Below are 14,489 nucleotides of genomic sequence, written 5' to 3' on the forward strand. Positions count from 1 at the left end.
CGCGGCATGGCTTCAAGCGGGCTTGGGGGAATCACTCGGACAGGTCGTGCTCGGGCGCATGTTTCGAGGGCGCGATATAAGGACGGGTGACGTCTTGCAGGGTCACGTCCAGTGCTTCGACGTCGAGCGCAATCGCGCCATCGCCCGCCAGAACCAGCTCGATCCGTCCCATCCCGTCGTCGCCGGGGATGAAGGACAGAGACAAAAGCGACAAGATCATGTCCTTGTCGCCCTTCTGAACCCCTTGGCTTTGCACTTTTAGAACATCCGAGGCGGACAACACCGATTGCACCCGTTCGACGGGTCGACCACGTGCCTCGGCGGCTTTTTTGTCTTCCCAACGGAAGCGATTGATCAACAGCGCAAAGCGACGTTGGGCGGGATTCCACGAGATCTCGGACGCGGGAAACACCGCGTCCTGCGCAAGCGCCGAGATAACCTCAAGGTCCGCCGCATCCAGCGCCGCCAATTTCAGGGCGCTCTCGCCGCCGTCTTCGAACCGTGCATCTTGCATGTCGGTCACTCCTTCACGCGTTCGACTTTGGCCCCGATCGAGGACAGTTTACGCACAACTTTCTCGTACCCGCGATCAAGGTGATAGACGCGGCTGACGACGGTTTCGCCTTCAGCAGCCAGACCCGCCAAGATCAGAGACACGGACGCGCGCAGATCGGTCGCCATCACTGGCGCCCCTTTCAGCTTCTCAACGCCATGTACGGTGGCCGTGCCGCCATGCACTTCGATATTCGCGCCCATGCGCATCAATTCGGGGGCGTGCATGAAGCGATTCTCGAAGATGGTTTCGTGCAGGGTCGAGGTCCCCTCGGCCGTACACAGCATGGCCATCATCTGGGCCTGCAGGTCGGTGGGGAAGCCGGGGAAGGGTTCAGTCGTGACATCCACGGCAGAGACGCGACCATTGCGGCGCGCAACCTTCAGGCCGCGTTCGGTTTCTTCCACGTGGATGCCTGCCGCGTCCAGCTTCTCGCAGAAGCTTTCCACCAACGAGATCTTGCCGCCCAGACATTCCACCTCGCCACCAGCGATGGCGGGGGCCAACATATAGGTGCCAAGCTCGATCCGGTCGGTGACAACGGGGTGAGTCGCGCCGTGCAGGCGGTCGACGCCCTGAATGACGATTTCCGAGGTGCCGTCGCCTTCAATCTGCGCACCCATTTTGCGCAGGCAATCGGCCAGATCGACGATTTCCGGTTCGCGGGCTGCGTTGCGAATGACGGTGGTGCCTTTAGCCAGGGTCGAGGCCATCAGGATGTTCTCGGTCGCGCCAACCGAGGCAAAGGCCAGTTCGATCTCGGCACCTTTCAGCCCGCGCGGTGCCTTGGCGTGCAGATAGCCGTCTTTCAGTTCGATCTCGGCGCCCAGCTTCTCAAGGCCAAAGATGTGCAGGTCCATGGGGCGGGCGCCAATCGCGCAGCCGCCGGGCAGCGATACAACCGCATGGCCCAAGCGCGCCAGCATTGGACCCAGAACCAAATTCGAGGCCCGCATCTTCCGCACGATGTCATAATCAGCAACGTGGTTGTCCAGATCGTGGCTGGACAAGGTTAGCACCTGACCGTCCTGCATCGACGCAGCCTCGGCTCCAAGGCTTTCCAGAAGCTGGGTCATCGTCTTGATGTCCGACAGGCGCGGCGCGTTGGTCAGGGTTAGAGGCTCTTCTGACAGAATCGTTGCGGGCATCAGGGTCAGGCAGGCGTTCTTCGCTCCTGCAATCGGAATTTCACCACGCAGCTCGCTGCCGCCGGTCACTACAATCGAATCCATATACCTGCCTTACCTATTATTCTGTTCATTTTCCGCCGCTTCGTCTTCCGACGCGGCCCGTGCCTTGGCCTGCGCCTTGCGCCGACCCATATTCGCTTTCAAGGCAGCTTTTAGCCGCGCTTCACGATCCGCCCCTTTATTTGTGGGCTTTTGAGGTGTGTTTTTCCGCTCCATGGGCTCTTCTGTAACGCGGAATGAAAAAAGGGTCCAGAATACCCTTGCACACGTCAGCGAATACGTTTAGTCAGCCGCTCACGATAGGACGCTGTGGTAGCTCAGTGGTAGAGCGCACCCTTGGTAAGGGTGAGGTCGGGAGTTCAATCCTCCCTCACAGCACCATCGTAAACTTCCCTTAGAAGATGATTTTGAAGCTGCAATGCACACACGTTTGCAGGTGTTCTATCGGCCCAAACAGAAACGCGCGGACCCTTTGCCGCGCGTGACCATGTTCTTGGATTTGCAGACGGATCGCTTAGCCGACAATCAACTGCTTTAGCTGCAGGGCTTCGTGCTCGACCTCGTTCAAACGGTGCGTAATGACGTCGCCGATGGTGACCATGCCGATCGGTCCGGCGTCGCCCATCACAGGCATGTGGCGGAACTTCCCGTCGCTCATCCGTTTCAGAACCGAGACCAAGGGGTCGTCCGTGCCGCAGGTCTGGACCTCTTTGGTCATGACGTCTTCGACCAACTGGGGCAGGGTCTGGCCCGGCGTGTCGGCCAGTTTCCGCACAATATCGCGTTCTGACAGGATGCCACACAGCGCGCCGGTGCTGTCGGTGACGACCAAGGCACCGATTCGCTTGTCGCGCAGCACTTCTACGGCACGGCCCAAGGTCTCTTGCGGCCGAATGGCAATCACATCGCCACCCTTGCTGTTCAGGATGTCCCCAACCACGGCTGTTTTCGCCTTGAGATTGCTGGATGGATCCTGGCTTTGGCTCTTCGTCCCTTTTCGATCCTGACGCATGGGGGCCTGATACGATGTGGGCATGTTTTGCTGTCCTCCCTAGAACTGTTGCGGTTCGCACACATAGGAAGCATAACCCAGCCAATCGATTTCAGGAGATAAAAAATGTCGCAGCTTGCACTTTCATCCCCGGTCGCGACGGTGATCTTCGTGATGGCCTGCTTTTGCGGCTATCAATATCGACGTGTGTGGAAGACCGAAGGCCCACGCTATTTGCTGTGGATCTACGGTGTTCTGACAGCTGCTGGGCTGCTGGTATTGGGGTTTGTCCCCTTGGCCGGGGCAGGCTAGGGGCAGGGCCCCTTCCATCAGTATATCGTGCGTGCGGCTTAGCTTTCAGCCTGCATCTGCTCCAACATCTTCTTTTTGCGCGGGCACTGTGTCAGGCGCTCGCGCAAGGGGCTGTTGGGGTCGATTTCCTTGCTACACACAAGGCATTGATCCGCATCGCTGATGGCGTTCAGGCCACCACAACTGCCTTTGATCGTCTTGCCCGCCATGATCACGCCAAGGGCCATGCCCAGCATGATGACAAGCAATGCGCCGAAGGTCAGAAGGAAGGTGGCCATGAAGCTCTCCGATTGTTACGCGGTCAGGCGCGTGAAGGCGTCGCTTGCGGACGATTTGAACTGCAGGCTGGTTGCCTCGGTATCACGTTCAACGAACAGCACAGCGACGTCGTGCTGGGCTGCGATTTCCAGACCACGCTCGCGGCCCAAGATCAGCATCGCGGTTGCCCAAGCGTCTGCCATCATTGAGTTTTCAGCCAGTACAGTGGCCGAGGCAGTGCGGTGCGTGATCGGCTGGCCGGTGGCCGGATCAATCACGTGCGAATAGCGCTGACCGTCTTGTTCGAAATAGTTGCGATAGTCGCCGGACGAGGCCAGACCCAGACCCGAGATGCCAACCACGTCAAAGATGCCGTTGTTCAGCGATGCCGGGGTCTCGATCCCGATCTGCCAGGGCAGACCATCGGGGTTGCGGCCCGACGCATACAGGTCGCCGCCGATCTCAACCAGATAGTCGGTGATGCCGAAAGCTTCTAGCGCCTGACCTACGCGGTCAGCACCATAGCCCTTGCCGATGGCGGCCAGATAGACCTGCGCGTCGGCTTGTTTCTTCTGCAGTGCGTCTGCGCCCACGCTGATGGTGTTGTGGTGACCCACAGCGGCCAGCGCGTTGTCGATCTCGGCCTGCTGCGGCATCGGCGTTTTGCCCGGAGCACCAAAGCCCCACAGTTCGATCAGCGGACCCATCGTGGTGTCGAAGCGACCTTCGCTGGCGGTATATACGGTGTCGGCAGCCTTCATCACATGTGCCAGTTCGGGCGAGACCTGAACCGGCGCAGTGTTGGCAGCAGCGTTGAAGCGCGAGATTTCGGAGTTGGCGTCCCAGTTCGACATCTGCTGGTTCACTTCCGCCAGCGCGCCGTTGATGGCGGCTTTCACGTCTGCTTCGTTCACGCTTTTCGATGCGTCAATCGCGACGACATTATATGTGGTGCCCATGGTCAGGCCCGACAGGTTGAAGACACGAGCGGCAGACCCTTTGCACGCGGCCAGGGCCAGCGGCATGAACAGGATGGAACGGCGTGAGAATTTGATCATGTCGGGCACAGGAGAACCTCTTTCAGTCGCGAACGGGTCGTATTTGAATGTTCAGTGAGGCTTGTCTTAGACAATAATGGTCTTTTCAACAAGAAAATGACCTAAACTTTGTAAAAAGACCCTTTCGACCACGGCCCACATATTGCATATAGCTGCAAGTCAATCTGAAGAGGTGAACACTGTGCAGCGGTTTAGGCTACGCAAAGGATTGAATATTCCGATCTCTGGTGCGCCCAATGGCGGCGTCGAACAAGGGCCGAGTCCGCAGTCGGTTGCCATTCTTGGTGATGATTACATCGGATGGAAGCCACGAATTCTTGTCGCTGAAGGTGATGCGGTTGGAGCGGGTTCCCCGATTCTGATCAGTAAAGACATGCCGGATGTGCAAGTCGTCTCGCCGGTGGCGGGTACGGTCAAAGCCGTCAACCGCGGCGCGCGCCGTAAGCTGATCAGCATCGAGATTGAAGTGAAGGACGGCGCAGCGCCTGCAGTTGACTTCTCGTCTGTCGGTGACGCTGCTACGCCCGAGGGTCTGACCCAACGCCTGTGCGCTGCCGGTCTGTGGACCGCGTTCCGCACGCGTCCCTATTCTAAAGTACCCGATCCGGCGACTCGCCCGGCTGCAATCTATGTGAACGCCATGGATACCGAGCCGCTGGCTGCCGATCCCGCCGTGATCATCGCAGAAGATGCCGAAGCATTTGCCAAGGGTTTGGAAGCCGTTGCATCGCTGAGCGACGGCAAGACCTATCTGTGTCAGGCCGAAGGTGTGACCCTGCCGGGTCAAGACATCGCTGGCGTGGAAGCTGCCGCATTTGAAGGCCCGCACCCCGCTGGCCTGTCCGGCACGCATATGCATTTCCTTGAGCCGCCCCGCGCGGACAAGACGGTTTGGACCATCAACTATCAGGATGTGATCGTCATTGGTCGCTTGCTGGCAACTGGCACTTATGATGCGTCCTGCATCATTTCGCTGGCTGGCCCGGCTTGCGCCAACCCGCGCCTGATCCGCACGATCGCGGGCGCCTCGATGGTCGATCTGTCCGCTGGTGACGTGCCCGGCGATCTGCCGGTGCGCATGATCTCGGGTTCGGTCCTTAGCGGTCGGGCAGGCGAGGGCGCGGATGGCTATCTTGGCCGCTACGCCCGCCAGATCACCTTGATTGAAGAGGACAAGAAGCAGATCCCGATGGGTTGGATCCGCCCGATGTTCGCTAAATATGCGGTTCAGCCGGTTCTGGGCTCGGCCTTTGCCAAGCGCGAGTATCCGCTGACCTCGAACCTGAACGGCGGTCGCCGCGCGATGGTGCCCACCGGCACGTTTGAAGAACTGATGCCGCAGGATTTCCTGCCCACCCAGCTTCTGCGCGCTCTTCTGGTGATGGACACGGATCAGGCACAGGCGCTGGGCGCGCTTGAATTGGACGAAGAGGACCTGGGCCTCGTCGCTTTTGCCTGTCCTGCGAAATATGAATACGGGATGGCGCTTCGCGACAGCCTGACCAAGATCGAGAAAGAGGGGTAGACCTTTGGGCTTGCGTAATTTTTTCGATCGGATCGAACCGGACTTCGAAAAGGGCGGTAAATGGGAAAAGTACTTCCCCATCTACGAGATGGTGGAAAGCTTCATTTACACGCCGAAAACGGTAACGACTGCTGCGCCTCATGCGCGGTCTTACGTCGATATGAAGCGCATCATGACCTACGTGGTCATCGCGACGATCCCCTGTATCCTGATGGCGCTCTATAACACGGGCTTCCAGACCAATATGGCGATTGCCGAGTTTGGTGCATCGGGCTGGCGTGCGGCGATCATCGAGGCCTTGGGCATCGGGTTCAACCCGGCCAACGCCTTTGCCAACATGGTGCACGGTCTACTTTACTTCCTGCCGATCTACATCGTCACGCTGGTCGCCGGCGGTATCTTCGAGGTGATCTTCGCCACTGTTCGCAAGCACGAGGTGAACGAAGGTTTCCTTGTCTCTTCAATGCTTTACGCGCTAATTGTGCCGGCAACGACGCCCCTGTGGCAGGTCGCGCTGGGCATCATCTTCGGTGTGGTGATCGGCAAAGAGGTCTTCGGCGGCACCGGCAAGAACTTCCTGAACCCGGCACTGACCGGCCGTGCGTTCCTGTACTTCGCCTATCCGGCGCAGCTGTCAGGTGACAGCGTCTGGGTGCCGGTCGACGGCTTTACTGGCGCAACCGCTCTGGCTGTCTCGGCATCGGACGGCGTTCAGGCCCTGGCGGCACGCGGCATTACCTGGTGGGACAGCTTCTATGGCTTCATCCCCGGCTCGATGGGCGAGACCTCGACCCTGGCCGCCATCCTTGGTCTGATCTTCCTTTTGGTCACCAAGATCGCCAACTACCGCATGGTGGTGGGCTGTCTGGCTGGCATGATCGGCTTCTCGCTGCTGCTAAACGCAATCGGTTCCGACACCAACCCGATGTTTGCCATGCCGTGGTACTGGCACCTTGTGCTGGGCGGTTATGCCTTCGGTCTGGTCTTCATGGTGACCGAGCCCGTTTCCGGCGCACACACCAATATGGGCCGCTATATCTATGGCGCGCTAATCGGCTTCATGGTCGTGATGATCCGCGTCATCAACCCGGCTTTCCCGGAAGGCATGATGCTGGCGATCCTGTTCGGCAACGTCTTCGCTCCGCTGATCGACTATTTCGTCGTTCAGGCCAACATCAAACGCAGGGCAAAACGCCATGTCTGATAACGATCTGAACACCACCAAAGGCCCCATTCGCCGTTTCCTTGATGCGCCCGCCGACTCGGTTGGCAAAACGGTCTTCGTGGCTGTGGCGCTCTGCCTTGTCGCCTCGATGATCGTGTCGGCAGCAGCAGTCGCCCTGCGCCCGCTGCAAGAGGTCAACGCGCTGAAAGACAAGCAGATCAACATTCTGCAGGTCGCGGGCATCTACGATCCGGACAAAGATGTGGTCGAAAGCTTCCAAGCTTTTGAGCCCCGCATTCTGGAACTGGAAACCGGGGCCTTCACCGACGCGTTTGATCCGGCCAGCTTTGATGACCGTTCCGCGGCCGACGATCCCGCGACCTCGGTCGCACTGGACGACGACCCTGCGGGCATTGTGCGTCAGGGCAAGTTCGTCACCGTCTATCTGCTGCGCGACGACGCAGGCGAGATCGACAAGGTGATCCTGCCGATCCACGGCTATGGCCTGTGGTCGACGCTTTACGGTTTCATTGCGCTGGAAGAGAACGGCAACGACATCTTCGCACTGCAATTCTATGAACATGCCGAGACCCCGGGTCTGGGCGCCGAGGTCGACAACCCGCGTTGGAAGTCGCTTTGGAATGGCAAAAAGCTGGCCGACGAAAGTGGGCAGCTTCAAATCAGCGTGACGAAAACCGCGCCTGCGGCGGGTGCTGATTATCACATCGATGCACTGGCAGGGGCGACCCTGACCACGGCGGGTGTTCATAACCTTCTGAATTTCTGGATGGGTGAAAGCGGCTATGCTCCCTTCCTGGCAAATCTGAAAGCGGGGGATATCTAATGGCCCATAAACGCAGAGAGATGCTGATCGACCCGTTGGTCGACAACAACCCGATCACCTTGCAGGTGCTGGGGATCTGTTCGGCGCTGGCGGTGACCTCGTCGCTTCAGGTCGCTTTCGTAATGGCGATTGCGGTGACGCTGGTAACCGCGTTCTCGTCGATGTTCATTTCGATGATCCGCAGCCAGATCCCCGGGTCGATCCGGATTATCGTTCAAATGGTGATCATCGCGTCGCTGGTTATTCTGGTGGATCAGGTGCTGAAGGCATTCGCTTACGAGATTTCGAAAACCCTATCGGTCTTCGTCGGTCTGATCATCACCAACTGTATCGTGATGGGCCGCGCCGAGGCGTTCGCCATGAAGAACGGCCCCATCGACAGCTTCATCGACGGCGTCGGCAACGGTCTGGGCTATGGCCTGATCCTGATGCTGGTCGGCGTGATCCGCGAGCTCTTTGGCTCGGGAAGCCTGTTTGGTGTAACCATTCTGGAGACCGTGAACAACGGTGGCTGGTATGTCCCCAACGGCCTGCTGCTTCTGCCCCCGTCGGCGTTCTTCATCATCGGTCTGATCATCTGGGCCTTCCGCACATGGAAACCCGGTCAGGTCGAAGAACGTGAATACAAAATTCAAACGGTCGAGGCTCACTGATGGAAGCGCTTCTTTCCCTCGCCGTGAAGGCGATCTTCGTTGAAAACCTGGCCCTGTCCTTCTTCCTTGGCATGTGTACCTTCATCGCCGTGTCCAAGAAGATCTCGACCGCGATTGGCCTGGGCATTTCGGTCATGGTCGTACAGTCGATCACGGTTCCGGCCAACAACCTTATCCTGACCTACTTGCTGGCCCCCGGTGCGCTCAGCTGGGCGGGCTTTGCGGATGTCGATCTGACCTTCCTTGGTCTGATTTCCTATATCGGCGTGATCGCCGCACTGGTGCAGATCCTCGAGATGGTTTTGGATAAGTACTTCCCGCCGCTTTACAACGCACTGGGTGTGTTCCTGCCGCTGATCACGGTGAACTGCGCCATCCTGGGTGGCTCGCTGTTCATGGTGGAACGCAGCTATGACTTCGCAGAATCGGTGACCTATGGCATCTCGTCGGGCTTTGGCTGGGCACTGGCCATCACCGCAATGGCAGGTGTGCGCGAAAAGCTGAAGTATTCGGATATCCCGGACGGCCTGCAAGGGCTGGGGATCACCTTCATCACCGCAGGACTGATGGCTATGGCCTTCATGTCCTTCTCTGGCGTGAAACTGTAAGGGGCAAAAAGATATGGCAACCTTTAGCCTTGGCATCATCCTTTTCACCCTGATCGTTTTGGCGCTGGTCTCGATCATTCTGGCCGCGCGCTCGAAGCTGGTTTCGACGGGCAACGTGAACATCGTTGTGAACGGCGAAAAGACGATTTCGGTCCCTGCGGGCGGCAAGCTTTTGCAGACACTTGCCGAACAGCAGCTGTTCGTACCGTCGGCCTGTGGCGGCGGCGGGACCTGTGCGCAGTGTCGCGTGAAAATCCACTCGGGTGGCGGCTCGATCCTGCCGACCGAGGAAAGCCACATTACCAAACGCGAGGCCGCCTGTGGCGACCGCCTGTCCTGTCAGGTGGCCGTGAAGCAGGACATGGAAATCGAAGTCCCGGAAGAGGTGTTCGGCGTTAAAAAGTGGGAATGCACCGTGCGTTCCAACGACAACGTCGCGACCTTCATCAAGAACTTGGTTCTTCAGCTGCCGGAAGGCGAAGACGTGAACTTCCGCGCGGGTGGCTACATCCAGATCGAAGCGCCTGCGCACAAGCTGAACTATAAAGAGTTCGACATTGGCGAAGAGTATCACGAGGACTGGGACAAGTTTAACCTGTGGCAGTACGAAAGCACTGTGGGCGAGCCGATCGAACGTGCGTATTCGATGGCGAACTATCCGGATGAAAAGGGCCTGATCATGCTGAACGTGCGTGTGGCCTCGCCGCCGCCGGGATCGCAGGGCATTCCTCCGGGGCAGATGTCGTCCTATATCTTCAACCTGAAGCCAGGCGACAAAGTCACCATCTCGGGTCCGTTTGGCGAGTTTTTTGCCCGCGAGACCGAGAAGGAAATGGTCTTTATCGGTGGTGGTGCCGGTATGGCCCCCATGCGCTCGCACATCTTTGACCAGCTGAAGCGTCTGAAGAACAAGGATCGCAAGATCACCTTCTGGTACGGTGCACGCTCGAAGAAAGAGATGTTCTTCGTTGAAGACTTCGACAGTTTGGCTGCGGAATTCCCGAACTTCACATGGCATGTGGCCCTGTCGGATGCGCTGCCCGAGGACGATTGGGGAGGCTATACCGGCTTCATCCACAACGTCCTGCACGACGAGTATCTGAAGGATCACCCGAACCCTGAAGACTGCGAATACTACATGTGTGGTCCGCCCATCATGAACCAGTCCGTGATCAACATGCTGCTTGATCTGGGCGTGGATCGCGAAGACATCATGCTGGATGACTTCGGCGGATAAACCGCCCGGGTTACCCGAACAGACACATCAAAATGCCCCGAGCAATGTTGGCTCGGGGCATTTTACGTTTACGGAACCGTCACTTAAAAGTTGTAGCCTTCGGTGTGCATTCAGTTGACCTTGGTGCGATGATCCCTAATCTGAGAAGACCTTAAGTTGGGGATTTCATGGTTTTAAGCTCAATTGGCGCCGGAGCACTGGAGCGTCTGCGTCAGCGTGGACATGCGCGCATCTACAAGAACAAGGATGTGGTGTTTCGCTTTGGCGATCCCGGCTTGACGCTTTTGATCGTCTCGTCTGGGACTGCCGAGATCAGCGTGACCACCGCGGTCTGGCAGAAGTCCATTCTGGGCGTGGCCAAGGCTGGCGATGTTCTGGGTGATATTGCGTGCCTGGATGGCGGCCCGCGCAGCGCCGATGTGGTTGCCCTTGAGACCATGGAGGCGATCGAGGTGCAGCGTCAGGACGTGCTGCAATTGTTTCGCGAGGACCCCGACAGTGCCATCTTGGTGATCGAAGCCCTGTGCCAGAAAGCCCGCAATGCGTCCGAGATGTTCGAGGTGCAGATCATGCAAAGCGGACAGGCCCGTCTTGCGGCCTGCCTTCTCAGATTGCTTTCAAATTCGGTTCATAGCGAAGATGGTCAGCTTGCCGTAAAGGCTAGTCAAAGCTGGCTTGGGGCCTATGCCGGCCTGACGCGTGAGAATGTGAACCGGCAATTGAAGGTCTGGGCCAAGGACGGCGTCGCCCGGTTTGAAAAGGGGTTTGTCGTGATCGAGGATCAGCAACGCCTTAAAGAATTCGCTCAAGGCGACGATCACTGACCCAAGCTTCCAGTTAGCACCAATAAGTAGAAATAGAGGAAAATTCTTCTGATTTCGCCAAGCTGTGACGTGCGTCACAGGTACGGTGTAGCGCGCATGCTATTCAAAAGAAGAAGACGCTGAAAGCTTTTGGGGAAAGTTATTTTAGCACGCTTAGATAGATAGAGCTCGCTTTGGGTGGCGCTGGAAACGGCGTTTTGGAGTGAGAATTAATCCCGACCTCCGGGGTGCCTGAGTGTCTTCCCCCGTCAGATGACGGACGGGGTTTGGTTGTGCCATTATTGGCTGCCGTGAGTGGTGAGGCGCTACGTCAACTCTGGGTTCTCAGGTCCAGAGGCGCCGACACACCAGACGCAACTTGTGAAAGCTCTGTCCGGATATCGCGGATGGAGCTGTCCCACTCGTGCTCGCCTGCAGACTCAGACAAATGTTCGGCTTGTTCCAACAGTGTTTGCGCTGTTTCGACATCTCCGTTCGCCAGATGTGCCTTCGCCAGCGCCGCCTTGTAGAAGGGAGCGTTCAGGTTTGCACCAATCATGCTGGCTTGCTCGGTCAACATCTCCAGCATGGCTGGGGTTTCGGTGGTGTTACCCTGATAGATCTGCAGAATCGTTATCCAGACGCGTCCGATCAACGACCAGAATTGCGCTTGTTGTTCGTCGGCAATCTCGATCCCGGCCTGCACTTCCTGCACCGCCAGATCCAGATGTCCCCCCGCCAGCAGGGCCTGTCCGCCGAAAATATGGATCCACGGGATCTGCGTAATAGCTCCGATTGCTTTCAGGTGTTCTTGGGCCTGTGACATCGCGGCTTGCGCCCCGTCCAAATCGCCTTCGCGGCTTGCCACATGGGCATCTGCCGACAGGACCGAGGCCAGCGGGTCTGCCCCCAGTTCTAGGAACAGGCGGCCGTGATCTTCGACGCGGTAGATGGATTTCAGCTGAGTACTTCGTTCTGCCGCCAGATCAAACTGGCCTGAATAGAGCGCATGGGCAGTTTCATTCACCAACCACATGACTTTCAGTTCGTCATCGCCATCACGTGCAAGCTTCTCCATCATCTCGACATACTCGCCGCTGTCGCGAACGCGACCGTTGATGATGCGATGGGCAAACAGTCCGTATAGTGCGGTCATGCGCTGGCGGTCGGTGCCCTGGGCATAGGCGATGGCATCTTCCAGCAGCTGATACCGTTCCAAAACCATAGGGTGCGAGAAGCCCATGCGTTGCACCGTGGCGCTGGCCAAAAGCGATAGGATAGGCAGGTACTCGGGGCGTGAGACCTGCTCGGGCGCGGCTTGATCTTCCATATTCGCACGCGCGTGATCCAGATAGGCCATGGACTGGTCAAAGTTCACCGCCATAAGCATGTGGATGCCCGCCGCGATACACGCCGCGGGAAGGTTTTCGTGGTCGCGCGCGGCAATACGGTGGTCCGCGATCAAATGCGGATAAGTGGCGCAATAGGCCGGGTCATGGGTCTGCATGGCATCGGCAAATGTCTTGTGCAAGGACCGACGGCGCTTGCCCGGGATCATCTCATACGCCGCATCGCGCAGCAGGATGTGGTCGAAGAACAAGGCACCTTCGGCATAGGGATTGAAGATGCCGCGAATGGTCAAAACACGCAGCTCGTCGTCAAGGTTGGGGCGGTCAGGCAGCAGATGCGCGACCCGCTCGGGCTGGAAATCGCGTCCCAAGATAGAGGCGCATTGGATCACGTCGCGCAGGGCACCGAAGCCGTTGATGATGGCCTGAAAGGTGGCCTCGATCGTTTGGGGCAGCTGTTGTGACCCGCCTTCGTCCCCGAACTGGCGCGCATGGGTGGCGAGTGCCGACAGGAACAGGGGATTGCCCTCGGCCGCTTCGATGATCCGGGCGCGTTTGGCGTCGTCCAGATCGGGATGGGCAGACAGGGCTTCCTGTGCAGCTTCGTCGGACAGAGGGGCCAGATGGACCGGTGTGACCGGCGCGTTCTCCAAAAGCGTATCTATCTTCTCGGACGGGCGGCTGGTGACAACGATGCGGGGCGGCGTGCCCTCGGCCTGCATAAGGGCCTGCAGCACGGCAATCGTGCCTTCATCGAACCAATGCAGGTCATCAAAGGTCAAGGCGGCGGTGCGGGCCTGCGCCAGTCCCGCAAGCGCGCGGGTTGCCAGAGTGATCCTGCGTGATTGTAGTTGCTCGGGGGTCAGAAGAACGGGCTGGGCGGCCTGCAGGCCAAGCAGCCCGGCCACCACCATGATGTCTTGATCTTCGAGTGTGACCCCGATTGATTTAAACTGCGTCTCCAGATCCTCGAGCGAAGATTGCGCATGCAGATCCAGCTCGCGCCGTAGGGTTTCCACCACGGGGAAGAGCGCGGATTGCTGAAGGTTGGCGCGGGCATCAATCCGGACGATCCCGGCGTTTTTCTGGGTGCGGCTGAAGGCATCCAGAAGCACGGTCTTGCCGATACCCGCCGGACCAATGATCGCATGGGCGCGGCTGGTGTCGTTTTGCAGAAGCGCAAGTTCCTTGTCGCGCTCCAGAAGGTCTGAATCTTGTGTGTGATCCTCTTGGAATTGGAAGCCGGTGACTTCGATAAGCTCGACCGGTTGGTCGATGCCTTTCAAAAGGCGCGTGTCATGCGCGGCCTCATCAAGACGTGCAAGCCGCGACAGGAAGGATTTCGTCTGGCCCGAGATAACTACCCCGCCCACTGGTGCCTGTTCCTGCAACCGCGAAGCACGGTTCACATGCAGCCCGGTCAGCTGCGGGAACAGCGCGCCTTGTTGGCCAACGCGACACATGATCTGGCCGGTGTCGATGCCTACACGTACCTGCAACCCGTTCACCCGCTCGGGCATGGATTTGGCAATCGACAGGCCCGAGGCAATCGCCGACAGGGCCGAATCCTCGCCGTCATGGTCCAGTCCGAAGCAGGACAGCACCCCGTCGCCATAGCGCTGCAGCACCCTGCCGCGATAAGTCTCGACCGTTTCGTTCACCTGCTGATGAAACGCGGCAATGGTGTCGTCATAGGTTTCAAGTTCGGTCGAGTTCGCAAAGGCGGTGGACCCGACAAGATCAATGAATTGGATGGTCAGGATGCGCAGCTCGGGATTGTCATCCAAGGCGACGACCTCGGTCCCGCAAAAACTGATCAGCCCCACCTAAATGGTCCAGTTTGAATGTTAGTGCATGATTGGCGTTTGTTCCATCGGGACGATGGTTTCAGGGGCCGGTGGGCGGTAGCCCAGAGCACTATGCGGTCGTTTGGTGTTGTAGTG

At 58.5% G+C, this 14,489-nt stretch carries 15 protein-coding genes and 1 tRNA gene; 9 read left to right on the forward strand and 7 right to left on the reverse strand.

What is annotated here, in order from left to right:
* Positions 1-31: 31 nt before the first annotated feature.
* The 3 genes from MWU53_RS12545 to MWU53_RS12555 are packed head-to-tail and all read right to left on the reverse strand — an operon-like array spanning position 32 to position 1,959.
* Positions 32-514 (reverse strand): DUF2948 family protein, encoded by a 483-nt coding sequence (locus MWU53_RS12545; RefSeq protein WP_247093851.1) that lies wholly within the window; start codon positions 512-514, stop codon positions 32-34.
* Between the two features lie 5 nt (positions 515-519).
* On the reverse strand, positions 520-1,785 hold the full coding sequence (gene murA, locus MWU53_RS12550) for a UDP-N-acetylglucosamine 1-carboxyvinyltransferase (RefSeq protein ID WP_247093853.1): 1,266 nt from the start codon (positions 1,783-1,785) through the stop codon (positions 520-522).
* 9 nt (positions 1,786-1,794) lie between these two features.
* A complete protein-coding gene (locus MWU53_RS12555; protein WP_247093855.1) occupies positions 1,795-1,959 on the reverse strand; it encodes a hypothetical protein in 165 nt (54 codons plus the stop codon).
* Positions 1,960-2,049: 90 nt separating this feature from the next.
* On the opposite strand from MWU53_RS12555, the gene MWU53_RS12560 reads away from it, so the two are divergent.
* Positions 2,050-2,124: transfer RNA gene (locus MWU53_RS12560), tRNA-Thr, on the forward strand.
* A 133-nt stretch (positions 2,125-2,257) separates the two neighbouring features.
* Here the strand turns inward: MWU53_RS12560 and MWU53_RS12565 are convergent.
* The gene (locus MWU53_RS12565) at positions 2,258-2,779 is read right to left on the reverse strand and encodes a CBS domain-containing protein (protein WP_247093857.1); all 522 of its coding nucleotides are present in this window, start codon (positions 2,777-2,779) and stop codon (positions 2,258-2,260) included.
* Positions 2,780-2,860: 81 nt separating this feature from the next.
* Here MWU53_RS12565 and MWU53_RS12570 point away from each other — a divergent pair, with 81 nt between their 5' ends.
* Positions 2,861-3,046: a hypothetical protein gene (locus MWU53_RS12570; RefSeq protein WP_108856982.1), complete on the forward strand. Its 186-nt coding sequence runs from the start codon at positions 2,861-2,863 to the stop codon at positions 3,044-3,046.
* A 38-nt stretch (positions 3,047-3,084) separates the two neighbouring features.
* Here MWU53_RS12570 and nqrM read toward each other — a convergent pair whose 3' ends face one another.
* Positions 3,085-3,324 (reverse strand): (Na+)-NQR maturation NqrM, encoded by a 240-nt coding sequence (gene nqrM / locus MWU53_RS12575; RefSeq protein WP_247093858.1) that lies wholly within the window; start codon positions 3,322-3,324, stop codon positions 3,085-3,087.
* 15 nt (positions 3,325-3,339) lie between these two features.
* The gene (locus MWU53_RS12580) at positions 3,340-4,362 is read right to left on the reverse strand and encodes an FAD:protein FMN transferase (protein ID WP_247093884.1); all 1,023 of its coding nucleotides are present in this window, start codon (positions 4,360-4,362) and stop codon (positions 3,340-3,342) included.
* Between the two features lie 181 nt (positions 4,363-4,543).
* Between MWU53_RS12580 and MWU53_RS12585 the strand changes: the two genes are divergently transcribed.
* The 7 genes from MWU53_RS12585 (at position 4,544) to MWU53_RS12615 (ending at position 11,218) form a co-directional block, all read left to right on the forward strand.
* Positions 4,544-5,887 carry a Na(+)-translocating NADH-quinone reductase subunit A gene (locus MWU53_RS12585; RefSeq protein WP_247093860.1) on the forward strand — a complete coding sequence of 448 codons (1,344 nt, stop codon included), beginning with the start codon at positions 4,544-4,546 and terminating at the stop codon, positions 5,885-5,887.
* Positions 5,888-5,891: 4 nt separating this feature from the next.
* Entirely contained in the window at positions 5,892-7,091 is a 1,200-nt protein-coding gene (locus MWU53_RS12590; protein ID WP_247093862.1) for an NADH:ubiquinone reductase (Na(+)-transporting) subunit B, read from the forward strand.
* Positions 7,084-7,896 carry a Na(+)-translocating NADH-quinone reductase subunit C gene (locus MWU53_RS12595; protein WP_247093864.1) on the forward strand — a complete coding sequence of 271 codons (813 nt, stop codon included), beginning with the start codon at positions 7,084-7,086 and terminating at the stop codon, positions 7,894-7,896. Before MWU53_RS12590 ends, MWU53_RS12595 begins: the two co-directional genes overlap by 8 nt.
* The gene (locus MWU53_RS12600) at positions 7,896-8,549 is read left to right on the forward strand and encodes an NADH:ubiquinone reductase (Na(+)-transporting) subunit D (protein WP_108856977.1); all 654 of its coding nucleotides are present in this window, start codon (positions 7,896-7,898) and stop codon (positions 8,547-8,549) included. The genes MWU53_RS12595 and MWU53_RS12600 overlap by 1 nt, the downstream gene beginning before the upstream one ends.
* A complete protein-coding gene (nqrE, locus tag MWU53_RS12605; protein ID WP_108856976.1) occupies positions 8,549-9,157 on the forward strand; it encodes an NADH:ubiquinone reductase (Na(+)-transporting) subunit E in 609 nt (202 codons plus the stop codon). Before MWU53_RS12600 ends, nqrE begins: the two co-directional genes overlap by 1 nt.
* A 13-nt stretch (positions 9,158-9,170) precedes the next feature.
* Positions 9,171-10,394, forward strand: coding sequence for an NADH:ubiquinone reductase (Na(+)-transporting) subunit F (gene nqrF / locus MWU53_RS12610; RefSeq protein ID WP_247093866.1), 1,224 nt, complete (start codon positions 9,171-9,173; stop codon positions 10,392-10,394).
* Between the two features lie 167 nt (positions 10,395-10,561).
* Positions 10,562-11,218, forward strand: coding sequence for a Crp/Fnr family transcriptional regulator (locus MWU53_RS12615; RefSeq protein WP_247093868.1), 657 nt, complete (start codon positions 10,562-10,564; stop codon positions 11,216-11,218).
* A gap of 310 nt (positions 11,219-11,528) precedes the next feature.
* Here the strand turns inward: MWU53_RS12615 and MWU53_RS12620 are convergent, their stop codons facing one another.
* Positions 11,529-14,372, reverse strand: a complete 2,844-nt coding sequence (locus tag MWU53_RS12620; protein ID WP_247093870.1) for an adenylate/guanylate cyclase domain-containing protein — start codon at positions 14,370-14,372, stop codon at positions 11,529-11,531.
* Positions 14,373-14,489 lie beyond the last annotated feature (117 nt).

The sequence above is a fragment of the Aliiroseovarius sp. S1123 genome (assembly GCF_023015885.1).
Lineage (GTDB): Bacteria > Pseudomonadota > Alphaproteobacteria > Rhodobacterales > Rhodobacteraceae > Aliiroseovarius.